The 24,275-nt window shown below is 74.3% G+C and carries 25 protein-coding genes and 1 pseudogene; 15 read left to right on the forward strand and 11 right to left on the reverse strand.

Features of this window, described 5'->3' with window-relative positions; all coding sequences use genetic code 11:
* The first annotated feature begins 24 nt into the window (after nt 1-24).
* Nucleotides 25-774, forward strand: coding sequence for an SDR family oxidoreductase (locus AQJ11_RS14830; RefSeq protein WP_059263481.1), 750 nt, complete (start codon nt 25-27; stop codon nt 772-774).
* Nucleotides 775-796: 22 nt separating this feature from the next.
* Here AQJ11_RS14830 and AQJ11_RS14835 read toward each other — a convergent pair whose 3' ends face one another.
* The 5 genes from AQJ11_RS14835 to AQJ11_RS14855 all read right to left on the reverse strand — a co-directional run bounded on the left by AQJ11_RS14835 (nt 797) and on the right by AQJ11_RS14855 (nt 5,219).
* Nucleotides 797-1,861 carry a YihY/virulence factor BrkB family protein gene (locus tag AQJ11_RS14835; protein WP_059263358.1) on the reverse strand — a complete coding sequence of 355 codons (1,065 nt, stop codon included), beginning with the start codon at nt 1,859-1,861 and terminating at the stop codon, nt 797-799.
* A gap of 139 nt (nt 1,862-2,000) precedes the next feature.
* A complete protein-coding gene (locus AQJ11_RS14840; protein WP_014670564.1) occupies nt 2,001-2,450 on the reverse strand; it encodes a peptidoglycan-binding domain-containing protein in 450 nt (149 codons plus the stop codon).
* Nucleotides 2,451-2,611: 161 nt separating this feature from the next.
* Nucleotides 2,612-3,214, reverse strand: coding sequence for an Rv1733c family protein (locus AQJ11_RS14845; protein WP_059263359.1), 603 nt, complete (start codon nt 3,212-3,214; stop codon nt 2,612-2,614).
* 188 nt (nt 3,215-3,402) lie between these two features.
* Entirely contained in the window at nt 3,403-4,140 is a 738-nt protein-coding gene (locus tag AQJ11_RS14850) for a TIGR03943 family putative permease subunit (RefSeq protein WP_059263360.1), read from the reverse strand.
* Nucleotides 4,137-5,219, reverse strand: coding sequence for a permease (locus tag AQJ11_RS14855; RefSeq protein WP_244218244.1), 1,083 nt, complete (start codon nt 5,217-5,219; stop codon nt 4,137-4,139). Before AQJ11_RS14855 ends, AQJ11_RS14850 begins: the two co-directional genes overlap by 4 nt.
* Nucleotides 5,220-5,414: 195 nt before the next feature.
* On the opposite strand from AQJ11_RS14855, the gene AQJ11_RS14860 reads away from it, so the two are divergent.
* The 3 genes from AQJ11_RS14860 to AQJ11_RS14870 all read left to right on the forward strand — a co-directional run bounded on the left by AQJ11_RS14860 (nt 5,415) and on the right by AQJ11_RS14870 (nt 7,845).
* On the forward strand, nt 5,415-6,209 hold the full coding sequence (locus AQJ11_RS14860) for a serine hydrolase (protein WP_059263361.1): 795 nt from the start codon (nt 5,415-5,417) through the stop codon (nt 6,207-6,209).
* A gap of 147 nt (nt 6,210-6,356) precedes the next feature.
* A complete protein-coding gene (locus AQJ11_RS14865) occupies nt 6,357-6,770 on the forward strand; it encodes an SRPBCC family protein (protein WP_014670569.1) in 414 nt (137 codons plus the stop codon).
* 1 nt (nt 6,771) lies between these two features.
* Nucleotides 6,772-7,845 (forward strand): class I mannose-6-phosphate isomerase, encoded by a 1,074-nt coding sequence (locus AQJ11_RS14870; protein WP_059263362.1) that lies wholly within the window; start codon nt 6,772-6,774, stop codon nt 7,843-7,845.
* Nucleotides 7,846-8,175: 330 nt separating this feature from the next.
* Here the strand turns inward: AQJ11_RS14870 and AQJ11_RS14875 are convergent, their stop codons facing one another.
* A complete protein-coding gene (locus tag AQJ11_RS14875) occupies nt 8,176-9,714 on the reverse strand; it encodes a hypothetical protein (RefSeq protein WP_059263363.1) in 1,539 nt (512 codons plus the stop codon).
* Nucleotides 9,715-9,981: 267 nt separating this feature from the next.
* On the opposite strand from AQJ11_RS14875, the gene AQJ11_RS14880 reads away from it, so the two are divergent.
* The 11 genes and pseudogenes from AQJ11_RS14880 (at nt 9,982) to hypA (ending at nt 18,574) form a co-directional block, all read left to right on the forward strand.
* On the forward strand, nt 9,982-10,560 hold the full coding sequence (locus AQJ11_RS14880) for a hypothetical protein (protein ID WP_059263364.1): 579 nt from the start codon (nt 9,982-9,984) through the stop codon (nt 10,558-10,560).
* A gap of 309 nt (nt 10,561-10,869) precedes the next feature.
* A pseudogene (locus AQJ11_RS14885) lies at nt 10,870-11,498 on the forward strand (LysR family substrate-binding domain-containing protein); the annotation flags it as partial.
* Between the two features lie 117 nt (nt 11,499-11,615).
* Nucleotides 11,616-13,160 carry a hypothetical protein gene (locus AQJ11_RS14890; protein WP_059263365.1) on the forward strand — a complete coding sequence of 515 codons (1,545 nt, stop codon included), beginning with the start codon at nt 11,616-11,618 and terminating at the stop codon, nt 13,158-13,160.
* Nucleotides 13,147-13,692, forward strand: a complete 546-nt coding sequence (locus tag AQJ11_RS14895; protein ID WP_059263366.1) for a hemerythrin domain-containing protein — start codon at nt 13,147-13,149, stop codon at nt 13,690-13,692. The genes AQJ11_RS14890 and AQJ11_RS14895 overlap by 14 nt, the downstream gene beginning before the upstream one ends.
* On the forward strand, nt 13,689-14,780 hold the full coding sequence (locus AQJ11_RS14900; RefSeq protein ID WP_014670576.1) for an NADH-quinone oxidoreductase subunit B family protein: 1,092 nt from the start codon (nt 13,689-13,691) through the stop codon (nt 14,778-14,780). The genes AQJ11_RS14895 and AQJ11_RS14900 overlap by 4 nt, the downstream gene beginning before the upstream one ends.
* 48 nt (nt 14,781-14,828) lie before the next feature.
* Nucleotides 14,829-16,628, forward strand: a complete 1,800-nt coding sequence (locus AQJ11_RS14905) for a nickel-dependent hydrogenase large subunit (RefSeq protein ID WP_014670577.1) — start codon at nt 14,829-14,831, stop codon at nt 16,626-16,628.
* Complete coding sequence (locus tag AQJ11_RS14910; protein WP_014670578.1) at nt 16,621-17,163, forward strand: NifU family protein; 543 nt, start codon at nt 16,621-16,623, stop codon at nt 17,161-17,163. Before AQJ11_RS14905 ends, AQJ11_RS14910 begins: the two co-directional genes overlap by 8 nt.
* Nucleotides 17,160-17,747 (forward strand): DUF5947 family protein, encoded by a 588-nt coding sequence (locus AQJ11_RS14915; protein ID WP_014670579.1) that lies wholly within the window; start codon nt 17,160-17,162, stop codon nt 17,745-17,747. Before AQJ11_RS14910 ends, AQJ11_RS14915 begins: the two co-directional genes overlap by 4 nt.
* A gap of 26 nt (nt 17,748-17,773) precedes the next feature.
* Nucleotides 17,774-17,980 carry a hypothetical protein gene (locus AQJ11_RS14920; RefSeq protein ID WP_041664940.1) on the forward strand — a complete coding sequence of 69 codons (207 nt, stop codon included), beginning with the start codon at nt 17,774-17,776 and terminating at the stop codon, nt 17,978-17,980.
* An 8-nt stretch (nt 17,981-17,988) separates the two neighbouring features.
* A complete protein-coding gene (locus AQJ11_RS14925; RefSeq protein ID WP_059263367.1) occupies nt 17,989-18,210 on the forward strand; it encodes a hypothetical protein in 222 nt (73 codons plus the stop codon).
* A 7-nt stretch (nt 18,211-18,217) separates the two neighbouring features.
* Nucleotides 18,218-18,574 (forward strand): hydrogenase maturation nickel metallochaperone HypA, encoded by a 357-nt coding sequence (gene hypA, locus AQJ11_RS14930; RefSeq protein WP_014670582.1) that lies wholly within the window; start codon nt 18,218-18,220, stop codon nt 18,572-18,574.
* A 21-nt stretch (nt 18,575-18,595) separates the two neighbouring features.
* On the opposite strand, the gene hypE is transcribed toward hypA, so the two are convergent.
* Genes hypE through hypB form a run of 5 tightly spaced genes read right to left on the reverse strand, consistent with a single transcriptional unit; the run spans nt 18,596 to nt 24,219 of the window.
* Nucleotides 18,596-19,675, reverse strand: a complete 1,080-nt coding sequence (gene hypE, locus AQJ11_RS14935) for a hydrogenase expression/formation protein HypE (RefSeq protein ID WP_014670583.1) — start codon at nt 19,673-19,675, stop codon at nt 18,596-18,598.
* A complete protein-coding gene (hypD, locus tag AQJ11_RS14940; RefSeq protein ID WP_059263368.1) occupies nt 19,668-20,813 on the reverse strand; it encodes a hydrogenase formation protein HypD in 1,146 nt (381 codons plus the stop codon). The genes hypE and hypD overlap by 8 nt, the downstream gene beginning before the upstream one ends.
* Nucleotides 20,810-21,100 carry a HypC/HybG/HupF family hydrogenase formation chaperone gene (locus tag AQJ11_RS14945; RefSeq protein WP_058079171.1) on the reverse strand — a complete coding sequence of 97 codons (291 nt, stop codon included), beginning with the start codon at nt 21,098-21,100 and terminating at the stop codon, nt 20,810-20,812. Before AQJ11_RS14945 ends, hypD begins: the two co-directional genes overlap by 4 nt.
* A 3-nt stretch (nt 21,101-21,103) precedes the next feature.
* The gene (gene hypF, locus AQJ11_RS14950) at nt 21,104-23,503 is read right to left on the reverse strand and encodes a carbamoyltransferase HypF (RefSeq protein ID WP_059263369.1); all 2,400 of its coding nucleotides are present in this window, start codon (nt 23,501-23,503) and stop codon (nt 21,104-21,106) included.
* Nucleotides 23,500-24,219: a hydrogenase nickel incorporation protein HypB gene (gene hypB / locus AQJ11_RS14955; RefSeq protein ID WP_014670587.1), complete on the reverse strand. Its 720-nt coding sequence runs from the start codon at nt 24,217-24,219 to the stop codon at nt 23,500-23,502. Before hypB ends, hypF begins: the two co-directional genes overlap by 4 nt.
* Between the last annotated feature and the right edge of the window lie 56 nt (nt 24,220-24,275).

The raw sequence follows: 24,275 nt of genomic DNA on the forward strand, positions 1-24,275 counted from the left end.
CGGGCCGTCGGCTGGGATGGGCACATGACTTCACCAGCGGATCTGCGGGGCAGGACGGCACTGGTCACCGGTGGCAGCCGGGGCATCGGCGCGGCGACGGCACGGCGGCTGGCGCGCGAGGGCGCGGACGTGGCCGTGACCTATGTGCGGGGCGAGGACGCGGCCGAGGAGGTCGTGCGGGACATCGAGGCGCTGGGGCGGCGGGCGGTGGCCCTGCGCGCGGACGCGGCGGACGCGGCGCAGGCGGCGGACGCGGTGCGGCGCGCGGCGGAGGAACTGGGCGGGCTGGACGTGCTGGTGGGCAACGCGGCCGTCGGGATGATGGGGCCGCTGGAGAGCCTGTCCCTCGCCGATGTCGACCGGCTTCTGGCGGTGAACGTGCGCGGGGTCTTCCTGGCCGCCCGGTCCGCCGCCGCGGTCATGGCCGACGGCGGGCGGATCATCACGGTCGGCAGTTGTGTCACCGCGCGGGTGCAGGGTCCGGGGGCCACGCTGTACGCGATGAGCAAGTCCGCCGTGGTGGGGCTGACGAAGGCTCTGGCGCGGGAGTTGGCCGGGCGCCGGATCACGGCGAACGTGGTGCACCCGGGGCCGACCGACACGGACATGAACCCCGCGGACGGCCCGTTCGCGTCCGGTCAGGCGGCCGCGACCGCCCTCGGCCGGTTCGGTACGGCCGAGGAGGTCGCGTCCATGGTGGCGTTCCTGGCGGGGCCGGACGCGGCGTACGTGACGGGCGCGGAGTTCTCGGTGGACGGCGGATACGCCGCGTGACGGAGCGGGGAGGGCGGGCGCGTCAGGTCTCGTCCAGGCGGCGTACGTCCTCCTCGTCCCACTTCCTGGTGTCGCGGGGCTGGGTGTACGGCTCGGCCCGGGGCGGGTGGCCGCCGGCGATGGCCCGCTGCCGTACGGTCTCCGCGTCGAACTCCAGCCCGAGCAGGATGGCCAGGTTGGTGATCCACAGCCAGACCAGGAAGACGATGACGCCGGCCATGGTGCCGTAGGTCTTGTTGTAGGAGGCGAAGTTGGCGACGTAGAACGCGAAGCCGGCGGAGGCGGCCATCCAGATCAGCAGGGCGAGGACGCTGCCGGGGGTGATCCACCGGAACCCTTTGACCTTGGCGTTCGGGGTCGCCCAGTACAGGATGGCGATCATCATGGTGACGAGCAGGACCAGCACGGGCCACTTGGCGATGGACCACGCGGTCAGCGCCGTGTCGCCGAGCCCGAGCGCGTCCCCGGCCCGGCGGGCCAGGCCGCCGGTGAAGACCACGATGAGCGCGCTGGCCACGGCGAGGACCACCAGGACGACGGTGACGCCGACGCGCACGGGGAGGAGCTTCCACACCGGGCGGCCCTCGGGCATGTCGTAGACGGCGTTGGCGGCGCGGATGAACGCGGCCACGTAGCCGGAGGCCGACCACACGGCCAGCACGAGGCCGAGGACGGCCACGAGGGAGCCGGTTCCGGTGCCGTTCTGGAGCTGCTGCACCGCCCGGGTGATGATGTCGCGGGCGGGGCCGGGGGCGAGGTTCCGCAGGTTGGCCAGGACCTTGTCCGTGACCGACCGGCCGGCCACGGCCAGCAGGGAGACCAGCACCAGCAGGGCCGGGAACAGGGACAGGACGGCGTAGTAGGTGAGCGCCGCGGCCCGGTCGGTGAGCTCGTCGTCGCGGAACTCGCGCAGCGCGCCCTTGAACACCGCCGGCCATGCGCGCCGGGGCAGCTTCACGGGGGTGTCCGGCGCCCTGCGCTCGACGTCCTCGCCGGGTCCGGCCTCGTCCGGCTCGGGGATCCGCGTCTGCGGGGTCTCGTCGGCGGCCTGCTTGTGGTGCCGCCGTGGTACGTGCAACTTCGCCATGTCCGTCGGGTAACCCCACGGAGCGTGATCACGCCCCCGGTTCGCCCGTCGGGCCCCGTCTTCCGGGGGCCTCCCCCACCCGGTGCCCTCCGCCCGGCAGCGGGACGGAGGGCGGGCGGGCGGGCCGCCGTGCCGGGACTCAGTGCGCGTTGGCGAACCGCTTGAACGCGGCCTTGGTGCCGGAGCCGGCGATGCCGTCGATGGGGCCGCGGTAGCCGTAGCTGTCCTTCAGGAGCCGCTGGAGCGCCTTGATCGTGCCCTTGCCGACGACGCCGTCGATCGGGCCGGTGTAGCCCCAGTACTTCTTCAGGCAGCGCTGGAAGGCCTTCCAGCTGTTGGTGCCGAGCTTGCCGTCGATGGAGTTCCGGTAGTTCCAGTACGTCTTCAGCCAGCGCTGGACCTTCTTCGCCTCGGTGGCGTTCAGGCCGAGGTTGGTCACGGCCTGCGGGGTGACGGCCTCGGTGGCCGCCGCCGGGTGGGCCGTCGCGGGCGCCGCGAAGGCGGTGCCCGCTGCGGCGAGGCTGCCCGCGGCCAGCGCCACCGTGGTCGCGGTGGCGAGGAGGGTCCTGGTGAAGATGTTCGTCCGCATGTGTTTCCCCCTGGTTGACGAGTGCCTCTCGGCACGGCACACAAGCTACGTGCCGGGGGTGCGCACGTCGCCAACCCGGGAGTTGACGCCCGGCTCCAACGCCCGCGGTAGGGCCGGACCCGTGTACAACCTCCGTGGTAGGCGCGCCGGTCGCGGGCCCGTCAGCCCCGCCCTCCGCTGAGGTTTCCCCACCGGGGTCCGATCTGCCGCCACTCCTCGTCCCACTCGGCCAGGCGCCGTCGGATGAGCCGGCCCCGGACCAGCCGGCCGGCGCCCCAGACCAGCGCGCCGGCCGCCGGGGCGACGAGGACGCCGGTGAGTGCCGACTGGAGGTCGGCCGCCGCTCCGGTGATGGGGGCGGGCACGATCCGGTCCGCCTGGTTCGTCCACACCGTCACCCGGGTGCCGGCCGGGGCGCCCGGGAAGACCTTCGCCCGGTCGGTGTGCGCCGAGCCGTCGTGGTCCGTCCAGCGCACGGCGGTCCAGACCCGTCCGTCGTCGTAGCCGCTGCCCGCGGCGGGGGTCCGCGCCGCGTCGTCGGTGAGCACCGCGGACACCGGGTGCACCTGGGTCAGCCGTGCCGTGAACGCGGACTCGGAGACCTGGGCCGCCCACAGGCCCGCGACGACCCCGACGACCAGGGCCAGCACCCAGCCGGCGAGGACGATCCAGGCCTCGACGACATCGCTGTGCCGCCGCAGCGGGTTGCGCCGCCACCGCCACAGCCGTATCCGGGTGACCGTCGTGGGAGGTGTCCGTGTCATCGTCACCGCCTCCTCCCGCCCACCGGCGGCCGGAACCCGCAGTGGCCCCCGCGGTCTCCCGGACCCGGTCGTCCGGGCGAGGGTCATGACACCATCCTGCACCTCTCCCGGCCGGTCGTCCGCGCGGGCCGGGCCTGTCTTCCGGATCGGCTGCGCCCCGGCCGGCCGCGCCTCCCGACCGGCGGCCCTCAGCGCTCCTCGGAGGGGGTCAGCGGCAGGTCGTCGGTGTAGGCGTTCACCGGCGGGGCGACGGGTCGGACGTCCCTGGCGTCGAGCGCCGCCTCCGCCGTCCTGGTGCCGAGGGTGCCGCGCGGGTGCCAGGTTCCGGTCACCTCCAGCCAGGTGTCGGCGGGCGGCGTCTCGCCGCCGTAGACGCGCACCTTGACCGTCTGTGAGTCAGCCGCGCAGCAGGAGAAGACGATCCGGGTCAGGTACCAGCCGTCGCCCCCGGCGGCCGGGGTGACGAAGCCGGTCAGCCGGACGGTGCGGTGCTCGACGGCCCGGCCGCGGTCCTGCTGGACCCGCTTGGTGAAGTCGGTGAGGGTCAGCGGCAGCGGCGAGGTCGCGGGCAGCGGCGCGAACCCCTTCTGCTCGGCGACGGGCTTGGTGTCGGCGCGGGCGGCGGTGTACGCGCCGAGCGCGGGCGGGGGGTTCAGGAGCAGGCTGAGCGCGGGGAGGAGCAGCAGCCAGGCGGCGCGCGGGGTGCCGGTGTGGTCGTGGCCGTGCCCGGTGGCGCCGGCCGTGTGCCGCCGGTCGCGGGTGACCGCTCCCGCCAGGCCGAGCAGCAGCAGGACGGCGCCGGAGACGATCAGTGCCGGGCGCAGTCCGGCCTTGACGTAGCGCAGGTAGGTGTCGGTGAGGAGGGCCGTGTGCAGCAGACCGGTGCCGGTCAGTACCAGGAGCAGGGCCTGGAGAGGGCGTTTCACAGCAGCGCTCCTGAGATCAGGACGCTCGCGGTGACGGCCACGACGGTGGTCGCCGTGGAGAACCGCCAGGCGAAGGCGCGGCCGAAGGTGCCCGCCTGAAGCGCGATCAACTTCAGGTCGACCATCGGTCCGACCACCAGGAACGCGAGCCGGGCGGTCGGCGAGAAGCCGGTGAGCGAGGCCGCGACGAACGCGTCGGCCTCCGAGCAGACGGCCAGCAGCACGGCGAGGACGGCCAGGAAGATCACCGAGAGCCAGGGCGAGCCGGAGAAGGCGTCGAGGACGGAGCCCGGCACGGTGACGTTGAAGGTGGCGGCGGCCATGGCGCCGACGACGAGGAAGCCGCCGGCGTGCAGGAAGTCGTGCTGGAAGCCGAGCCGGAACTCGGTCCGGCGGCTGTGGCCGTGCCGGTGGCCGGTGTGCCGGTGGCGCAGGAGCGGGCGCAGCCACGTCTCCTTGCCGAGCCAGAGCCACAGCCAGCCCATGACGGCCGCCGTGGCGAGGGAGGCGAGCAGCCGGGCGGCGACCATCGCGGGGTCGCCCGGGAAGGCGACGGCGGTGGCCGTGAGGACGACGGGGTTGATCGCGGGCGCGGAGAGCAGGAAGGCGAAGGCGGCGGCCGGGGTCACGCCGCGGCGGATCAGGCTGCTCGCGACGGGCACGGAGGCGCACTCGCAGCCCGGCAGGACCGCGCCGGCCACGCCGGCGACCGGGACGGCGAGGGCCGGCCGCTTCGGCAGCACCCGGGTGAACAGGTCGGCCGGCACGAAGGCGTTGATGGCGCCGGACAGGGCGGTGCCGAGGAGCAGGAAGGGCAGCGCCTGGAGGGTGATGGCCACGCAGACGGTGCGCCAGGCCTGGACGGCGGGGTGGTCCAGCCACGGCGCGCCGGCCAGGAGGAGCACGGCCGCGAGTGCGAGGGCGGCACCGAGGGGCCGCGGCCGGGGGACGGCGCCGGGCGGCCAGGACCTCGGGCGGGCGCCCGGTGGCCACGGCCGGATGCGGCGCACGGGCGGAGCGGGGTGGGGCACGGCCGCCACACCCTCCGTCACACCAATCAGCTCATCCGCTTTGTCCATTTTCACTCCGGATGTCGGTGTCTGGCCGACGATAAGCGAGGAGCACGGCCCGGCCGGGTGTACACGCCGCTGTGCGAGCGACCCGGTCGCAACGGTGCGTCCCCCGGGTGGCTCTTCTCACATTTCGGGGCGAACGGGGCCTGAGGTGACGGGCGCCACGTCGCCGGGCGCCGCGGTTGTCTACGTTCGTGACCCATGTCGTCCCGCCTCTCCCGCACCGCACGCGCCAAGGCCTGCGCCCTCGTGGCCTCGGCGACCGCCCTCCTCGCCACCGGACTCCTGCACCCCACTCCGGCCGCGGCCGCCTCGGCACAGGCCACGGCGGCCGTGCTCGACCTGGACGGCGCCAACCCCACACCCGTGGTCCACGGCGAGGACAGGGCGTACGACACCGCCAGCATCGTCAAGGTCGACATCCTCGCGGCGCTGCTGCTCCAGGCACAGGACGCGGGGCGGGGGCTCACCGCGCGGGAACGGGAGCGCGCCGAGCCGATGATCCGGCGCAGCGACAACGCGGCGGCCAACGCCCTGTGGCGGCAGATCGGCCGGGCCCCCGGGCTGGCGGCGGCCAACAAGCGCCTGGGCCTGACCTCGACGACGGGCGGGCCCGGCGCCAAGTGGGGCCTGACCCGGACGACCGCGCTCGACCAGATACGGCTGCTGCGGGCCGTGTTCGGCACCGGCGGAACGGTCCACGCGGGCTCCGGCGGACTCGACGCGGACTCCCGCGCCTACATCCGCACCCTGATGAGCCGGGTCGTGCCCGAGCAGACCTGGGGCGTCCCGGCGGCCGGCGCCAAGGGCTCCGGGAAGACCCTGAAGAACGGCTGGCTCCAGCGCGGCACGACGGGCCTGTGGGACGTCAACAGCGTCGGCCGGATCACCGTCAAGGGGCACCGGTACCTCGTCGCGGTGCTGTCGGACGGCAGCGCCTCCATGAGCGACGGCGTGTCCCTGGTGGAGCGGACGGCGCGCGCGGCAGTGGGGTGAGCGGTCCCCCGCAGGGCGGTCACACCCCCGGGTCGAGTGGGCGTCCGGTCGGGCGCCGGGGGAGCAAGGTGCCGCCGGGGCTTTTCGGTCGCCGTGGAAGGGGCACGCGGTCGGGGAACTGCTTCCGACCGGAGGGGCGAGACCACGATGGCCGAGTACGAACGCTCCCGCACGATGCCCGCGCAGCCCGAGCAGGTCTTCGACCAGGCGGCGAACACCGCCCAGCTCGATGCCTGGCTCCCGGGCGAGCTGCACGTGGACGTCCAGGATCCGCCCGCCGTGACCGTCCACGAGGACCGCTCCGGCGAGGACACGCCCGCCCTGCTGCGGTCCGAGCCGGACCAGATGCGCCTGGAGTGGGGCACGCGCGAGCAGGGCGCCTACGCCGGCTGGCTCCAGGTGGCCGGCATCGGCAGTGGAGCCAGCGAGGTGACCGTGCACCTGTCCTTCTTCGAGGAGGGGCACGACCCGGGTGAACGGGCGGTGTGCGACGCCCTGGACGGCAGCCTGCGCCGGCTGGAGGAACAGGTGCGGATGCGGGTCGACAACGCGGCCGGCTGACATGGCGCACCCGGTGAGCTGGTCCCCGCTGCGGCTCAGCACGCCCGTCAAGCAGCATGTCTTCGGCGGCCGGGCCCTGGCCGACCGGCTGGGCCGGACGGGGCTGCCGTGCGGCCCGGTCGCCGAGACCTGGGAGGTCAGCGACGTCGACGGAGAGGGCGCCACGGTGACCGAGGGTCCACTGGCGGGGCGCTCGCTGCGGGAGCTGATGGCGGAGGACCCCGGCGGCCTGCTGGGCGACCGCCCGCGCGGACCGCGCTTCCCCCTGCTCACCAAGTTCATCGACGGCACCCGCGCGCTGCCCGTGCACCTGCACGCCGACGACGCCACCGCCCGCCGTCTGGAGGGCGAGCCGAACGGCAAGACCGAGGCGTGGCACGTGCTGGACGCCGTACCCGGCGCCACCGCCCTGGTCGGCGTGCGGCCCGGGGTGGACCGGGAGCGGCTGCGCCGGGCGCTGCTCGCGCAGGACTTCGACGCGGTGATGCGCCGCCTGCCGGTACGCGCCGGGCAGACCGTGTACGTACCGGGCGGGACCCTGCACAGTTTCGGGCCGGGCACCCTGGTGTACGAGATCGAGCAGACCTCCGACATCCAGCAGCACGCCATGCCCTGGCGGATGGAGGACGGCGCACCGCTGGCCGAGCGGGAGCGGGAGGCGAACATCGAGCGGCTGCTGGACGAGTGGCGGCCGGAGCCCCGGCCGCGGTTCCAGCCGGGGCTGAGCGTGCCGGTCGACGACTCGGTGGTGCGCACGGTGCTGTGCGCGGGACCGTACTTCGCGCTGGAACGCTGGACCGCCGGCAGCACCGCCCCCCTCGCCCGCACGTTCGCGACCGCGCAGGTCCTCAGCAACGCCGGCGCCCCGGTGACCGTCACCTGCGGCGGCTGGACCGGCCGGCTCGACCGGGCACGGACCCTGCTGCTGCCGGCCGCGCTCGGGGAGGTACGGGTGAGCGGGCCCGCCGATGTCCTGTTCGGCTACGTCCCCGTCCTCGACGACGACGTCCGGGCCCCGCTCACGGCCGTCGGCCACGGCCCGGCCGTGATCGCCGCCCTCGGCGAGGGACTCTGAAACACGGCTTGAGCCGGGGATCGCGGCCCGCCTGCGCGGCCTGGGCGGGCATCTCCCCGTGGACGAAGTCGCGGGTGGCCGCCAGGTGCAGGCCGTGCGGGAGCGGCAGGCCCGGCTCCGGACGGCGGCCCACCGCCTCCGCCGCTTCTCCAGGTGCCGTTCGCCGTCGTGCGGGGTGCGCTGGGCGAGGCCGAGGGCGTTCATCGGGCGCTCCGAGCGGCCTGGTCAGCCGGTCCGGGGAGCCGATGCGGTCGTCGCCGCAGCCGGAGGCGTGGGCCTCCCCGGTGGAGCCGGGGAGGCCGGTGCGTGCCCTGGGGTGTGGCACGCCGGTCAGTACCCGGACCCCAGCCGCTGGGTCGAGTAGGCGCACTCCGTGTAGATGTAGCCGGACCGGAGCCTGGCGGTGTCCGAGGCCGGGGTCGCGGTGCTGTCGCCGTTGGGCTTGTGCACGAAGTACGTGGTGCCGACGGGCAGGCTGATGGTGCGCTGCGGGTAGTTCCGGCCGCTGTCGTTGCAGGGCTTGAAGGTGGAGAACGCCGTGTCGGCGAACGTGTACGCCTTGCAGCCGCCGCAGCCCTTGAGGGTGAAGCTGCCGGTGACCGGGCCGGTGTAGAGGACGGTGATGTCGTCCGGGCTGTCGTTCTTGACCGTGACGGAGATGCTGCCGCCGGAGGCCAGGGTGGGCAGCTTCTTGCCGGCCGCCGGGAGGGTCTGGGCGACCTCGGCGGCTATGGCGACCTTCTGGGCGCGGGCGCGGTTCTTGTCGTGCTTGTGGCCGGCGGCGAACTGCTCCATGGTCTTCCGCGCCGCGTCGAAGTCCCCGTCCCGGTACTGGTCGACACCGCAGGCGTACCCGCCGGCGTCGCCGCTGCGGCCGGCCCGGCCCGCGGCCTTCGCCAGCCGGCCGTCCGTGTCGCCGGCCGACCTGGACAGGTCGGCGATCCGGGTGTCCAGGTCGCGCAGCTTCTCGACGGCCGCGCAGGGTTCGTCCCCGCCGACGGCCTTCTCGGTCTTCGCCACCGCCGCGTCGACGGCGGGCACCACCCTGGCCGCCGCCCCGGACCGCGGGAAGGTGTCGAGCAGGTCGCCGAAGCGGTTCACCCAGTCCGTGTCGCCGCTCGCCAGATGCTGTGCACCGCACTCGTACAAGGCGGTGGCGAGCCGCTCGTCGGGCCAGCGCGCCAGCGACCCGAGCTGTTCCCGCGGCATGGTGTCCGGGACGGTGCGGAGGTACTTCAGCGGCTCCACGGCGTCGCAGTACTCCCGGTGGCCGTAAGCCGCGCCGACCGTCGTGTAGTAGGTCCGCAGCCGGTCGGGAACCTGCCGGGCCGCACGGGAACCGGCGTGGTGCACGGCGATGTCGCGGTAGACCCCGAGGGCCGTCCCGTAGTCGGACCGGGCGGCGCCGAAGGGCCGACGGCCGCTGTCGGCCACCAGGTCGTCGGCGCGCTCCAGGCGGCCGAGGAGCGCCTGCTCCACGGCCTCGTCGTGCGCGTCTTCGTACCAGAGGGCGCCGCCGGCCGGTACGGCGAGCAGCACCACGCCCAGCAGCAGCGCGAGCGGCGCGCCGACCGGCCGGGCGAGCCGGGTGCGCAGTCCGGCGATCGCGCCGTGGACCGCCGCCACCAGCAGCAGGGCGGCATAGCCGGCGGGCACGGCTGCGGGGAGGCCGTCGGCGTCGGCGGGGAGCGCGACGACCAGGAGCACACCGGTCGCGACCCAGCAGGCGGCCATCGCCACCCAGCGGCGCAGGAGCGCGTAACCGAGGCCGAACCCGCTCAGGTTGAGCAGGGCGACCGCGATGGCCCGCCAGGCGTCCGGCGGCGCGGGCGGCGGGGCCGCCGGTCTGGGCGGCGGCCCCGGCGGCATGGGCGGCAGCGGCGGCCCATCGAAACCCCGACCCGGACCGTACGGACCTCCGGACATGATGGCTCCCCCCGGTCAACTCCGCCCGCATGTCTGTGGATTGGCAGTGTACGGGCGCGAGGGCATACCGGACAGAGGGTCGGACACCCACCCTTTCCCACAGCACCGCCGGCAGCCCCCTTTCGGCCCCCTTTTCCCGTCCGCTCCCCGGGCGGGCACGGCGTCGCCGATGATGGCCGGGACAGAGCCGGCGAGGGGAGGGGGGCGGCCGTGGCGTGGACGACCGAGGAGTTCGGGGAGTCCCACGAGGGCATCGTGGGAGCCGTCCTGGAGGACGGCAGCGAGCCGAAGCCCGCGTACTTCGACATCGGCAGCGGCGCCGAGATGTACCGGACCAGCGAGTGGTGGGCGTACGACGGCAGGATGCGCAGGCCGCGGGCGGCGGCGGTGCGCGCCGCGTGCAGCTGCGGCTGGCGCGGGCCGGGCGTCCCCGTCCCGTGGGACGAACTGGACGAGGACGGTCTGGAGGAGCTGGACGTCTCGGGGCCGCGCCGCGACTGGAGCGAGCACATCCGCACGGTCGAGCGGCGGACGGTGCCGCTGCCGGAGGACCTGGCGCAGTTGCTGAGCGCCCTGGAGGACAAGCTGTGCGCGCTGGCCGAGGACGCGCCGGCCGCCGCCCTGCGGGCCGTGGCCGCGCTGGACCGGCTGAGCCGGCGCGCCGGGCGGGAGGCGGCCTGCACGATCGAGGAGGACGGCGAGCAGTCCTGGGAGGCCCTCGGCCGGGCCCTCGGCATCGACGCCGACCGGGCGCGGTCCCTCGTCACCCGGTATCTGCTGCTGCACTGAGCCAGGCCCCGCCCCTGCCCCTGGCAAGGCCCCGCTGCTGCGCCGAGCGTCCGTTCAGCGGGCCGCCGTCAGCGCCTGGGTCCCGACCGCCGGCGCCGGGAACAGGCCCGGGACGACGGTGGTGCGAAATACCCGGGCCCGGACATGGGCGGCCACCGCGCCGACGTAGAAAGCACCAGGCGGACCTGGGCCGAGTTGGCGAGGACGAACGGCGCCTTCGCGAGGTCGGTTCCGCCGCGATGCCCGCGTTGGCCAGGACGGTCGCACGGTGACGGTGAGACAGGCGAGGTTCATGCCGTCCACGCTCGCCGGAGGGCCCGGGTGGTGCGCGTGGGCTTCGTCGCCGGCGCGGCCAACGAGGCCACGCCGGACATCGTCGCCGAGTTCGCCCGGCGGCGGCCCGGATGGCGGCCGAGCCGCGGCAGGCGGCCTGGACGAACCCGGGCGCGGGTCTGGTCGACGGCGAGGTGGACGCGGCGCTGCCGCGGCTGCCGTTCCCGGGGCAGGAGGCGCCGCGGGTCGAGGTGCTGTTCGACGAGGAGCGCTGGGTGGCGCCGCCGAGCACGCACCGGCTCGCGGAGCGGGCGGAGCTCGCCTTGCGGGAGCTGTGGGACGAGCCGTTCGTGGCCGCCCCGGCGGAGACCGGCGCCTGGCGCGACCACTGGCCGGCCGCCGGTGAGCGCGAGGGCCGTCCGGTCCGGATCGGCGCGGTCACCGAGCAGCCCGACGACTGGCTGAGCGCCATCGCCGGCGGGTACGGCATCGCCCTCGCACCCGCGTCCGCCGCCCGGTTCCACGCCCGACCCGGCGTGGTCCACCGCCCGGTCACCGGGGTGAGCCCGACCCGGATCGCCGTGGCCCGGGCGCCCGCCGGCGACCGGAACCCGGTCGTACGGGACTTCGTCCGCTGCTGCCCGGACCTGGCCCGCACCACGTGACGGACGTGCGTTCTCCCCTGTCCGGCCCAATGACGGTGCGCCGGAGGGGCGGGCGGGCGTGACCGGTGTGACCGTGGGGGGTGGGGTCCACGGACGCACCAGTGGCGAGGAGAGGGCATGGCGAACGGAACCGGCGGGGCCTGTGCGCAGCTGAGTGCCGTCGCGGACGCCGTGCTGTACGAGGGCTATCTGCTCTATCCGTACCGCCGGTCCTCGGCGAAGAACCGGGTCCGCTGGCAGTTCGGGGTGCTGCCGCCCCGGAACTGGGTGGAGCGGGAGGGGCCGGTCACGCCCGGTGTCTCCGGCTCCGCCGACTCCTGGTACCAGCGGACCGAGTGCCTGCTGCGGGTGCGGCGCGCCGACGCGGCCGTGCGGGTGCGCGTGCGGTACCTGCAACTCCAGCACAAGCAGGTGGAGGCGGCCGACGGGGACGGGGCGCACCGCCCGGTCGAGTCGTTGCGGACGGCCGACGGGACCGCCCACCTGTCGTTCGAGGAGGCCGTACCCCGCGAGACCGAACTGGTGCTGCCGCTGGAGGAGTTGCCGCGGCAGGGCCGGACCGTCGCCGTGGGAGCGCCGGCCGGGGCGGAGTACGAGCCGCTGCCGGCGGGCGCGGGGCGTACGGTGCGCCGGCGCCGGGAGGTGCGGGCCGCGACCACGGTCACGGCCGAGCCGCTCGGGCCCGGGCTGTACCGGCTGCGGGTGCGCACCGAGAACACCGGTGACGCGCCGGACCCGCGGGCACCCCGGAACGCGGTGCTGGGGCAGGCGCTGCTCGCCACGCACACCCTCCTCACCGGTGACGGGGTGGAGTTCGTGTCGCTGATCGATCCGCCGGCCGCCCTCGCGGAGCAGGTCCGCGGCTGCCGCAACGCGTTCACGTTCCCGGTGCTGGGCGGGGCCCCGCCCCGGTCCCCGAGCGGTGACGGGGCGACCGGCACGCTGCTGCTCTCCGCGCCGATCATCCTCCCCGACCACCCCCAGGTGGCGCCGGAGAGCCCGGGCGACCTGCACGACGCGGCGGAGATCGACGAGATCCTCACGCTGCGCACGATGCTGCTGACCGACGAGGAGAAGGCGGAGGCCCGGGCCACCGATGCGCGGGCCGCGCGGATCCTCGACCGGGTGGACACCATGCCCCGGGAGGTGTTCTCCCGGCTGCACGGCGCCATCCGCTCCCTGACCCCGCGGACCCCCGCCGCCGAACGACCGCCGGCCCCCGCCGCCGAACCACCGCCGGCCCCCGCCGCCGAGCGGCCCGCCTGGTGGCAGGAGGGCGGCGACGACGGGCTGTCCCCGGCGACGGACACCGTGCTGGTGGACGGCGTGCCCGTGGGCGGCGGCAGCCGGGTGCGGCTGTGTCCGCGCGGCCGGGGCGCCGACGCCCAGGACATGTTCCTGGCCGGGCGCACCGCGCGGGTGGCCGCGGTCTTCCACGACGTGGACGGCAGCACGCACCTGGCGGTCACGGTCGACGACGACCCGGCCGCCGAACTCCACGGCTGGTACGGCCGTTTCCACTACTTCCGGCCCGACGAGGTCGAAACGCTCGGCCCCGACGCCCCACCGGGTCCGGGCCGGCCGATCCGGCCGCAGTCCCCGCGGCCACCCGAGCGTCCGGCCGGCGGGCCGGAGGAGGGACGGTTCGATGGACGCCCTTGACGTCCTCAAGCACGACCACCGGATGGTCGAGCAGTTGTTCCGCGACTATGAGGCCGCGGCCTCCGACCGGCAGCGGCGCGGTGTCGTGGAGCTGTTGGTGCGTGAACTGTCCAGGCACGCGGCCCTGGAGGAGATGCTCCTGTACCCGCTGGCCAGGAAGGTGCTGACGGACGGCGACCGGGAGATCGACGAGCACTTGAGCGAGCACATGGGGGTGAAGCAGACCCTCCTCGCGCTCGACCGGCTCGGCGAGGGCGACCGGCGGACCGGCGGACTGGTGGCGGAACTGCGCCGTGAGGTGACGGAGCACATCCAGGAGGAGGAGGGCACCCTCATGCCCCGGCTGCGGCAGGCCGTCTCCCAGCAGGAACTGGACCGGCTGGGCGAGCTGATCGGGCAGGCCAAGGCCGGCGCGCCGACCCGCCCGCACCCGCACGCCCCCGACCAGCCGCCCGCCCTGACCCTCGCGGCTCCCCTGGCCGCGGCCTACGACCGACTCCGAGACCGACTCCAGCGGAGGCCGACGACATGACCACTCAGAGCGGCACCACCGAAGTGACGCGTGAACCCAGCCGGTCCGAGGCGCGCGGGAACGGGTTCGACGAGATCTACATCCTCTGGATCTCGGAGGGCATGAGCTGCGACGGCGACACCGTGTCCATGACGGCCGCCGGGCAGCCCGGCATCGAGGACCTGGTCGCCGGGCTCATCCCGGGTCTGCCGAGAGTGAACCTGGTCAACAAGGTCCTCTCCCCCAGCCTGGGCGGCGAGGACTTCCTCGCTCCCTACCGGGCGGCGGCGCGCGGGGAGTTGGCGCCGTTCATCCTCGTCATCGAGGGTTCGGTGCCGAACCAGAACATCATCGAGGGCGACGGCTACTGGACGTCGTTCGGCAACGACCCCGACACGGGCGAGCCGCAGACCCTCAACTGGTGGATCGACCAACTGGCGCCCAAGGCCTGGGCGGTGGTGGCCGCCGGCACCTGTGCCACGTACGGCGGCATCCACGCCATGGCGGGCAACCCCACCGGCTGCATGGGCCTCGCGGACTACCTGGGCTGGGACTTCAGGTCGCAGGGCGCGCTGCCGGTGGTGAACGTGCCGGGCTGCCCGATCCAGCCGGAGAACTTCATGGAGACCCTCATCTGGGTGCTCTACCACGCGGCCGGTGCCGCGCCGCCGCCCCCACTGGACCACATGCTGCGTCCGCAGTGGCTCTTCGGCAAGACGGTGCACGAGGGCTGCGACCGGGCCGCGTACTACGAGCAGGCGGACTTCGCGAAGGACTACAACTCCCCCAAGTGCCTGGTGAAGAGCGGCTGTTGGGGTCCGGTCGTGAACTGCAACGTGCCCAAGCGCGGGTGGATGGCCGGCATCGGCGGCTGCCCGAACGTCGGCGGCATCTGCATCGGCTGCACCATGCCGAGCTTCCCGGACGCGTTCATGCCGTTCATGGACGAGCCGACCGGCGGTGCCCTGTCGTCCGCGCTGCTCAAGCCGTACGGCGCCGTCATCCGACGGCTGCGCGGCCTGACCAGCATCGCGGTGAACCGCGAACCCAAGTGGCACCACAACGGACCGGAACTGACCACCGGTTACGACCCGCACTGGCGTGCCTGAGCGCCGGCACCCACCCACGCCTACGACGAACGAGGGGCAGGAAGCGACATGACGACCACCGAGGACCCGACCCGGGTCACAGGGCGCAAGCCCGCGCAGATCGTGGACATGTCCTGGGACCCGATCACCCGGATCATCGGCAACCTCGGCATCTACACGAAGATCGACTTCGCCAACCAGGAAGTCGTGGAGTGCCACAGCACCTCGTCGCTCTTCAGGGGCTACTCGGTGTTCATGAAGGGCAAGGACCCGCGCGACGCCGGGTTCATCACCTCCCGGATCTGCGGCATCTGCGGCGACAACCACACCACGTGCTCCAACTACGCCCAGCAGATGGCCTACGGCGTCAAGCCGCCGCGGATGGCCGAGAACATCACCAACCTCGGCGAAGCGGCCGAGTACATGTTCGACCACACGCTCTTCCAGGACAACCTGGTCTTCGTGGACTTCTGCGAGGCGATGGTCAAGGCCACCAACCCCGGTGTGCTGGCCCGCGCCGAGCGCACCGACGCGCCCCGCGGGGACATCCACGGCTACCGGACGATCGCCGACATCATGCGGGCCTTCAACCCCTTCGAGGGCGAGGTCTACAAGGAGGCGCTGAAGGTCAGCCGGGTCACCCGGGAGATGTTCTGCCTGATGGAGGGGCGGCACGTCCACCCCTCCACGCTGTACCCGGGCGGCGTCGGCACGATGCCGCAGCCGAACACCTTCACCGACTACCTCGCCCGGCTGATGCGCGTCATCGACTTCGTGAAGAAGGCGGTGGCGATGAACGACGACGTCTTCGACTTCTTCTACGAGGCCCTGCCGGGCTACGAGGAGGTCGGCAGGCGCCGCATCATGCTGGGCTGCTGGGGCGCCTGGCAGAACCCGGACGTGGTCGACTACCGGTACGAGAACATGAACCGCTGGGGCAAGGCGATGTACGTCACCCCCGGCATCATCGTCGACGGCAAGCTGGTCACCAACAACCTGATCGACATCAACCTCGGCCTGCGCGTCCTGCTGGGCAGCTCCTTCTACGACGACTGGGTCAACGAGCAGCCGTTCGTCACCCACGACCCGCTGGGCAACCCCGTCGACATGCGCCACCCGTGGAACCAGACCACCGTCCCGGTGCCGCAGAAGCGGGACTTCGCCGGCAACTACAGCTGGGTGATGAGCCCGCGCTGGTACCACCCCGAGACCGGTCAGCACCTGGCACTGGACACCGGCGGCGGCCCGCTCGCCCGGCTGTGGTCGACCGCGCTGAGCGCCCTGGTCGACACGCCGTACGTCAAGGCCACCGGCGACAGCGTGCGCATCTCCCTGCCCAGGGGGGAGGAACTGCCGGAGACCACCCTGGAGTGGCGCATCCCCCAGTGGAGCAACACCATCGAACGGGACCGCGCCCGGCCTTACTTCGTCGCCTACGCCGCCGCCATGGCCCTTCAGTTCCTGGAGGAGTCGATGGAGCTGCTGCGGGCCGGCGAGACGAAGATCTTCGAGGACTACGAGGTGCCGGACGAGGCGATCGGCTGCGGCTTCCACGAGGCGGTGCGCGGTGTCCTCTCGCACCACCTGGTGATCAGGGACCAGAAGATCGCCAACTACCACCCGTACCCGCCCACGCCGTGGAACGCCAGCCCGCGCGACATCTACGGCACCCCGGGCCCGTACGAGGACGCCGTCCAGGGCCAGCCGATCTTCGAGGAGAACGGCCCCGACGACTTCAAGGGCGTCGACATCATGCGCACCGTGCGCAGCTTCGACCCCTGTCTGCCGTGCGGGGTGCACATGTACATGGGCAAGGGCAGGACGCTGTCCACCGTGCACTCGCCGACGTACGGGGCGAACCATGGCTGACGCCGGCCGGCTCGCGGACCCGGCCGTCGAGGCGCGGCTGGCCCGGCTGGACGAGCTGCTGGCCGGGCTGGAGTCCGCGCCCGGCCCCGCGGCGGCCACCGCCGTGGAGGCCGTGCGGGTGCTGACCGAGATCTACGGCGAGGCGCTGGCCCGGATGCTCGACCTGGCCGGTGAGCAGCCGGCCGCACGGCTCGCCGAGGACGAGTTGCTCGGGCATCTGCTGGTACTGCACGAGTTGCACCCCGAGCCGCCCGCGCGGCGGGCCGAGCGCGCCGTCGACCGGCTGCGGCCGGCGGTGCGCGAGCGCGGCGGTGACGTCGAACTGGTCGGTGTCGACGGGCAGGTGGCCCGGGTGCGGGTCACCGAGGCGGGTGGCTGCGGGTCCGGCTGCGGCGGCGGGCCGACGGTCGCCGACGCCGTACGGGAGGCCGTACTGACGGCCGCCCCCGAGCTGACGGCGGTCGAGCAGCTCTCCGCGCCGGCCGCCCCCGCCTTCGTACCGCTGGACTCGCTGCTGGTGCGGGAGGCGCGGTGAGGGCGGACGGTGCGCTGGCCCGGGTCATCCGCTCGGCCGCCGGGCGGGACGGCCCCGAGCGGTGCGACCTGTGCGCGCAGGCCGTGCCGGAGGAGCACCGCCATCTGTACGCCGCCGACCGCGAGGAACTGCTGTGCGCCTGCGGGGCGTGCGCGGTGCTGTTCGCCGGTGAGGGCGCGGGCGGCGGCCGGTACCTGCTGGTGCCGAGCCGCCGGGTGCGGCTGGCGCCGGTGGACACCGGGCCGCTCGGGGTGCCGGTCGGGCTGGTGTTCTTCGTGCCGCGCGCGGACGGCACGGTCACCGCGCAGGGCCCGAGCCCGGCCGGGGCGATGCGCTGGGAGGTGGAGGCGGACCGCTGGGCCGGGATGTGCGCCGCGTGTCCTCCGCTGGCGACCATGGCGCCCGAGGTGGAGGCTCTGTTGGTGAACACCGTGCGGGGCCTGGACCACCACTGGATCGTGCCGGTGGACGACTGCTTCCGGATGGTCGCGCTGGTCCGCCGGGAGTGGCGCGGCCTCGCCGGAGGCGGCCGGGTCTGGCCGGCCGTGGAGCGGTTCTTCGCGGAGCTCACCGAGCGGCCGTGAGGGCCTGACACGAGAGGACGACAGCGATGAGCGCCATCCGAGTGGGCCGCCCCCAGGCGAAGCCCGACACACCGGTGCATGTGCGCGGGCTGCACCAGGGCAACAGGGGGCCGTACAAGCGGCAGACCGGACACCACGAGGACGGCACCTCCGACGCGCGCCGTTCCACCGGGATCCACTGGAAGCGGCACAACGCCATCATGAAGATCATGCCGAACATCTCCCCGGGATGAGGAACAGGATGAGACAGCACAAGGGCTTCGCGATGAGGATGCGGTCGGCGGGCAGGACGGGCGCGCCGGTCCGGACGGGGACGACGGCACAGCGTGTGCTGATCGCGCAGGGTGTCGCGCTCGGCGCCCTCACGCTCGGGCTGCTCGTCCTCGAACTGCCGGGCATCGTCCGGGAGGTGCGCATCTGGCGCATGATCAAGCTGCGGTCCGGCGCCAAGCGTCCGCGCTGAGCCGGCCGTGCACGAGCTGTCGATCGCGACCGCGATCGTGGAACAGGCGGCGGAGATCGCCCGCGCGGACGGTGCGGCCGGCGTGGCGTCGGTGACCGTCCGGGTCGGGGAGCTGGCCGGTGTCGTGCCGGACGCGCTCCACTTCGCCTTCGAGGTGGCCCGCGACGGCACGGCGCTCGCCGGGGCCCGGCTGGTCGTGGAGCAGGTGGCGGCGCGGGCCTGGTGCGCCGGGTGTGCCGAGGAGTTCGCGGTCGGCATGCCGCCGTTCTTCTGGTGCCCGCGCTGCGACCGGCCCTCGCAGGAGCTGCGCGGGGGCCGGGAGCTGGAGATCACGGACGTGCGGCCGGTCCCGGCCCCGGCCTGACGGCGGGGCCGGGGGCTTCTCTCAGCAGATCCGGGGCAGCTGCTCGCCGAGCGGCAGGTCCAGCACCCGGGTGCCGCCGAGACCGGTGGCGACGACGACCATGCCGGGGTGCTCCGCGACGCACTCGCCGATGAGGGCGGCGCCCGTGCCCTGCGGGTGGGCGCGCATGGCGGCCAGGACGGCCTCGGCGTGCTCGGGGGGCACGAAGGCGACGAGCCGGCCCTCGTTGGCGACGTACAGCGGGTCGAGGCCCAGGAAGCCGCAGGCGTTCGCGACCTCGTCCGGGACCGGCACGGCCCGCTCCCGCAGCCGTACGCCGGTGCCGGAGGCGCGGGCGATCTCGTTGAGGGAGGCGCCGAGGCCGCCCCGGGTGGGGTCGCGCAGCACGTGGAGGTCCGGGGTGACCGCCAGCATGGCGGCCACCAGGTCCGCGAGCGGTGCGGTGTCGGAGGTGATCTCGACGCCGAACTCCAGGCCCTCGCGGACGCTGAGGACGGCCACCCCGTGCTGGCCGATCGGTCCGCTGACGAGGACGGCGTCGCCGGGCCGGGCGCGCTGCGGGCGGATGTCGACTCCCTCGGGGACCAGGCCGACGCCGGCGGTGGTGACGTAGACGCCGTCGCCGTGCCCGGACTCGACCACCTTGGTGTCGCCGGTGGCGATGGTGACGCCGGCGGCCCGGGCCGCGTCGCCCAGGGCGCGGGCGACGCGCTCGACGACGGCCAGTTCCACGCCCTCCTCCAGGATGAAGGCCGCGGAGAGGTGGGTGGGCCGGGCGCCGCTCATCGCCAGGTCGTTGACGGTGCCGTTGACGGCGAGGTCGCCGAGGCTGCCGCCGGGGAAGAACAGGGGGCGTACGACGTAGGAGTCGGTGGAGAAGGCGAGCCGGGTGCCGCCGAGGCCGAGGACGGCCGAGTCGGTGAGCGCCGCGAGCGTGGGGTTGCCGTAGGCGGGGGCGAAGACCTGCTCGATCAGTTCCGCCGACAGGGCGCCGCCTCCGCCGTGGCCCATGACGACGACCGGCTGGTCGCGCAGGGGTGCGGGGCAGGTCCAGTTCGCGGGGTCGACGGGGGCGGTGTCCGTGGTGGCGAGGTCAGCCAACGGGGTTCATCTCCTCGCGCGGGATCCGGGATCCCTGTGGTGCCGGGCTGTCGGTCATCCTGCGGTACAGGTAGTAGGCCGCGCAGGCTCCCTCGTTGGAGACCATGGTGGCGCCGAGCGGGGTGCGCGGGGTGCAGGCCGTGCCGAACGCCGCGCACTCGGTGGGTTTGATCAGCCCTTGCAGGACGTCGCCGGCGCGGCACACGGCGGGCTCCTCGGTGCGGATGCCGGTGACGTCGAAGCGGTGCTCGGCGTCGTACGCGCGGAATGCCTCGGACAGCCGCCAGCCGCTGGCCGGGATGCCGCCGATGCCCCGCCAGTTGCGGTCGGTGACCTCGAAGACTTCCTCGATCATGCGGACGGCCGCCGGGTTGCCCTGGTCGCGCACGGCGCGGGGGTAGGCGTTCTCCACCCGGTGCTCGCCGCGTTCCAGCTGGTGGACGGCCCGCCGGACGCCTTCGAGGATGTCCAGCGGTTCGAAGCCGGTGACGACGATCGGGACGCGGTGCCGTGCGGCGAGGTCCGGGTACTCGGCGGTGCCCATCACGCTGCACACGTGCCCGGCGGCGAGGAAGCCCTGCACCCGGCATGCGGGGGCGGCCATGATGGCCTCGATCGCCGGGGGGACCCGCACGTGCGACACCAGCAGGCTGAAGTTGGCCAGGCCCAGGCGGCGGGCCTGGTGGACGGCCATGGCGTTGGCGGGGGCGGTCGTCTCGAAGCCGATGGCGAAGAACACGACCTGCCGGTCGGGGTGTCTGCGGGCCAGCTCCACGGCGTCCAGCGGTGAGTAGACGACCCGTACGTCACCTCCCTCGCCCTTGACCCGGAACAGGTCGCGGTCGGTTCCCGGCACGCGCAGCATGTCCCCGAAGGAGCAGAAGACGACGTCGGGGCGCGCGGCGATCTCCAGGGCCTTGTCGATGACGTCGAGCGGGGTCACGCACACCGGGCAGCCGGGGCCGTGGATCAACTCCACCTCCTCGGGCAGGAGTTGGTCGATGCCGTGGCGGATGATGGAGTGGGTCTGGCCGCCGCAGACCTCCATCAGGGCCCAGGGCCGGGTGACCGTGGCGTGGATCTCGTCCAGCAGCCGGCGCGCCAGCTCGGGGTCGTTGAACTCGTCGATGTACTTCACCGGGCCTCCGTCCCGCTCTCCTGCCGTGCCGCCTGCTCCCAGGCGTCACCGAACTCCTCTTCCAAGAGCCCCAGTTGACCGAACAGCTCCAGGGACGCGCGGGCCGACTCCTCGTCGAGGCGCTGGAGCGCGAAACCGACGTGGACGATGACGTACTCCCCCACCTGGATGTCGGGGAGGTACTCCAGGCACGCCTGTTTCTGTACGCCGCCGAAGTCGATCAGGCCGGTGAGCGGGTCGGCACGGTGGTCGATGGACACGACCTTGCCGGGCACTGCCAGACACATGGGTCACTCCGTCTCGTGGTGGGCTGCTGTTCCCGCGACCATCAGCTGGCCGAGCGCCAGACCGCCGTCGTTCGGGGGGACTTCGCCGTGCCGCAGGACGGTGAGGCCGGCCGTGCTGAGCAGCGCGGCGGTCTCCTCCTCCAGCAAGGCGTTGGCGAAGACACCGCCGGTGAGGACGACGGTGGTGAGGCCGGTCCGCGCCCGGGTCCGGCGGCACAGGTGCGCCACCGCCCGGGCGACGCCCCGGTGGAAGCGGGCGGCCAGGACGGGGACGGGGGTGCGGCGGGCCCGGTCGCGCAGCAGAGCACGCAGCACGGGCGCCGGGTTCATCTCCCAGCCGGCCGCCGGGGTCCGCCGGCCGGGCGACCGGCGCCACGGGGTTGCGCCCCCGATGCCGGACAGGGGGGTGAGGCCGAACGGGTAGGCGCCCTTGTCCGCGTCCCATGCCGTCAGCGCCGCCGCCTCCAGTTCCAGCGCCGCCTGTGCCTCGTAGCCGGCGCGGTGGCACAGCCCCACGAGGGAGGACACGGCGTCGAAGAGCCGGCCCATGCCGGAGGTCGGCACGCAGGCCAGTCCGCGCGTCAACTGCTGTCGCAGTACGGCGAGTTCGGTCTCGGTGCACGCCTCGACGCTCGGCAGTCCGGGTTCCCACGGCAGTCCCGCCGCCCACAGCCGGGCCAGGGCGAGCCGGCAGGGGTTGGCGACGCCGGTGTCGCCGCCGGGCAGCGGGGCGGGGGTCAGCCGGGCCAGGCGGCGGTAGCCGGTGTAGTCGGCGAGCAGGATCTCGCCGCCCCACACCGTGCCGTCGTCGCCGTAGCCGGTGCCGTCGAAGGCGACGCCGATGACGGGCGTGCGGCCGTCGAGACCGTGTTCGGCCATCGCCGAGGCGATGTGGGCGTGGTGGTGCTGGACCAGCACCGGCTCGCCCAGGCCGAGCCGGGCGGCCCGGCGGGTCGAGTGGTAGCCGGGGTGGCGGTCGGCGGCGGCCAGCCGGGGGGTGACCCCGGTGAGGAGGGTGAGGTGCCGTTCGGCGCGTTCCGCTGCGGCGAGGCCGGCCAGGTCGCCGAGGTCGCCGATGTGCGGCCCGAACCAGGCCTGGTCGCCCTCCCCCAGGCACAGCGCGTTCTTCAGGTCGCCGCCGGTGGCGAGGGTGGGCCGGACCGGGAGCGGGAGGCGCAGCGGGCGGGGAACGTAGCCGCGGGAGCGGCGCAGGACCTGTTCGGTGCCGTCGGGCCGCACGCGCAGCAGGGAGTCGTCGCAGGGGGAGGCGATGGGCCGGTCGTGGGTGAGCCAGGCGTCGGCGAGTCCGGCCAGCCGGGTCAGGGCCTCGGCGTCGTCGGTGACGATGGGCTCGCCGGAGCGGTTGCCGCTGGTCATGACCAGGACCCGGGGGCCGGGTGGGTCGCCGGGCAGGCCGAGGAGCAGGGTGTGCACGGGGGTGTAGGGCAGCAGCAGGCCGACGTGCGGGCTGTCCGGGCAGACCTGGTCGGCGAGGCGGACGCCGTCCGGGGGTGTGCGGCGGCGCAGCAGGACGATGGGGCGGCGGGCGCTGGTGAGCGCGGCCCGTTCGGCGGCGGAGAGCAGCGCGACGCGTTCCGCCGTCTCCAGGTCGGCGCACATCACGGCGAAGGCCTTGCCGCCCCGCTCCTTGCGGCGGCGCAGGGTGGCGACGGCCCGGGCGTCGGTCGCGTCGCAGGCCAGGTGGTAGCCGCCGACGCCCTTGACGGCGACGACGCGCCCGGCGGCGAGCAGCGCCCGTGCCGTCGCGAGGGCCTCCGCGTCCCGGGCCGGGCGGACACCGAGGCCCGCGGCCGGGACGAGGGCGAGGCGCGGGCCGCAGTCGGGGCAGGCGACGGGCTGGGCGTGGAAGCGCCGGTCGGCCGGGTCGCCGTACTCGCGGGCGCAGGCGGGGCACATCGGGAAGCCGGCCATGGTGGTGGCCGGCCGGTCGTACGGCATCCCGGTGGCGATGGTGAAGCGGGGGCCGCAGTGGGTGCAGGTGACGAAGGGGTGGCGGTGCCGGCGGTCGCCGGGGTCGGCGAGTTCGCGCAGGCAGTCGGCGCAGGTCGCGGTGTCGGGCGGGAGCTGGGTGCGGCCCGGGGAGCGCTCGGTGGGGCGGATGGTGAAGGGGCCGGTGGCGCCGGTGGCGGGGACGTCCTCGCAGCCGACGCCGGTCACGGTCGCGAGCGGGGGCGGCTGCTCGGTCAGCCGGCCGGCGAACCGGTCCACGTCGTCCGGCGGGCCCTCGACCTCGATGAGGACGCCGTCCGCGGTGTTGCTCACGAACCCGGTCAGCGCGAGCCCGGCGGCCAGCCGGTGCACGTACGGCCGGAAGCCGACGCCCTGGACCGTGCCGCGCACGGTGATCCGGCGGCGGACCGGGCGGGTGACGGGCGCGGTCACGAGGCGGGGGCGGAAGCGGGGTGGTGGTGCGGGTGCGGGGCGAGCGGGGGGCGGTGCGGCGGGGCGCCGTCGCGGGCGGCGAGGGCGCGGTCGAGCAGGGCGCCGACGCCGGTGCCGGTGCGGGCGCACGAGCGGATGATCTCCACGCCCGGGTTGACCTGGTGCACGTTCTCGTGGAAGAGGCTCTCGTCGAAGCCGGCCGGTCCGGCGAGGTCGGTCTTGGTGATCACGACGAGGTGGGCGGAGCCGAACGCGGTCGGGTACTTCAGCGGCTTGTCCTCGCCCTCGGTGACCGCCATCAGCACGATGCGCAGGGTCTCCCCGAGGTCGTACGCGGCCGGGCAGACCAGGTTGCCGACGTTCTCCACGAAGAGCACCGAGGTGTCCGGTGGCAGCCAGCCGGTCAGCCGGGCGCCGACCTGGCGGGCCTCCAGGTGGCACAGCCCGTCGGTGAGCAGTTGCTGGACGGGTGCGCCGGACCGGGCGAGCCGGACGGCGTCGTTCTCGGTCGCGAGGTCCGCGGTGAGCGCGGCCACCGGGACGCCCCGCTCCCCGGCGCGGGCCAGCACCCGGGCGAGGAGTTCGGTCTTGCCGCTGCCCGGGCTGGACAGCAGGTTGACCAGGGTGACGCCCTGCCGGGCGAGGTCGTCGCGCAGGCTCGCGGCCAGGCCGTCGTTCTTCGCCAGCACGGCCTGTTTGACGTCGGACCGGCACATGGGCGCTGCTCCTCGGGTGCGGTGGTGCCCGGGCCGCGTCCGGTGCGGCCCGGGGG

It is taken from the genome of Streptomyces corchorusii (genome assembly GCF_001514055.1).
Classification (GTDB): Bacteria; Actinomycetota; Actinomycetes; order Streptomycetales; family Streptomycetaceae; genus Streptomyces; species Streptomyces olivaceoviridis.

What these genes read in the sequence shown, in the direction of transcription:
- AQJ11_RS14835 (WP_059263358.1), bottom strand. Translation starts at nt 1,861, where the DNA reads ATGGCGAAGTTGCACGTACCACGGCGGCACCACAAGCAGGCCGCCGAC.
- AQJ11_RS14920 (WP_041664940.1), top strand. Translation starts at nt 17,774, where the DNA reads ATGAGCGCCATCCGAGTGGGCCGCCCCCAGGCGAAGCCCGACACACCG.
- AQJ11_RS14900 (WP_014670576.1), top strand. Translation starts at nt 13,689, where the DNA reads ATGACCACTCAGAGCGGCACCACCGAAGTGACGCGTGAACCCAGCCGG.
- AQJ11_RS14845 (WP_059263359.1), bottom strand. Translation starts at nt 3,214, where the DNA reads ATGACACGGACACCTCCCACGACGGTCACCCGGATACGGCTGTGGCGG.
- AQJ11_RS14875 (WP_059263363.1), bottom strand. Translation starts at nt 9,714, where the DNA reads ATGCCGCCGGGGCCGCCGCCCAGACCGGCGGCCCCGCCGCCCGCGCCG.
- AQJ11_RS14925 (WP_059263367.1), top strand. Translation starts at nt 17,989, where the DNA reads ATGAGACAGCACAAGGGCTTCGCGATGAGGATGCGGTCGGCGGGCAGG.
- AQJ11_RS14870 (WP_059263362.1), top strand. Translation starts at nt 6,772, where the DNA reads ATGGCGCACCCGGTGAGCTGGTCCCCGCTGCGGCTCAGCACGCCCGTC.
- AQJ11_RS14865 (WP_014670569.1), top strand. Translation starts at nt 6,357, where the DNA reads ATGGCCGAGTACGAACGCTCCCGCACGATGCCCGCGCAGCCCGAGCAG.
- AQJ11_RS14895 (WP_059263366.1), top strand. Translation starts at nt 13,147, where the DNA reads ATGGACGCCCTTGACGTCCTCAAGCACGACCACCGGATGGTCGAGCAG.
- AQJ11_RS14945 (WP_058079171.1), bottom strand. Translation starts at nt 21,100, where the DNA reads ATGTGTCTGGCAGTGCCCGGCAAGGTCGTGTCCATCGACCACCGTGCC.
- AQJ11_RS14860 (WP_059263361.1), top strand. Translation starts at nt 5,415, where the DNA reads ATGTCGTCCCGCCTCTCCCGCACCGCACGCGCCAAGGCCTGCGCCCTC.
- AQJ11_RS14830 (WP_059263481.1), top strand. Translation starts at nt 25, where the DNA reads ATGACTTCACCAGCGGATCTGCGGGGCAGGACGGCACTGGTCACCGGT.
- AQJ11_RS14890 (WP_059263365.1), top strand. Translation starts at nt 11,616, where the DNA reads ATGGCGAACGGAACCGGCGGGGCCTGTGCGCAGCTGAGTGCCGTCGCG.
- AQJ11_RS14910 (WP_014670578.1), top strand. Translation starts at nt 16,621, where the DNA reads ATGGCTGACGCCGGCCGGCTCGCGGACCCGGCCGTCGAGGCGCGGCTG.
- AQJ11_RS14855 (WP_244218244.1), bottom strand. Translation starts at nt 5,219, where the DNA reads ATGGACAAAGCGGATGAGCTGATTGGTGTGACGGAGGGTGTGGCGGCC.
- AQJ11_RS14840 (WP_014670564.1), bottom strand. Translation starts at nt 2,450, where the DNA reads ATGCGGACGAACATCTTCACCAGGACCCTCCTCGCCACCGCGACCACG.
- hypB (WP_014670587.1), bottom strand. Translation starts at nt 24,219, where the DNA reads ATGTGCCGGTCCGACGTCAAACAGGCCGTGCTGGCGAAGAACGACGGC.
- AQJ11_RS14905 (WP_014670577.1), top strand. Translation starts at nt 14,829, where the DNA reads ATGACGACCACCGAGGACCCGACCCGGGTCACAGGGCGCAAGCCCGCG.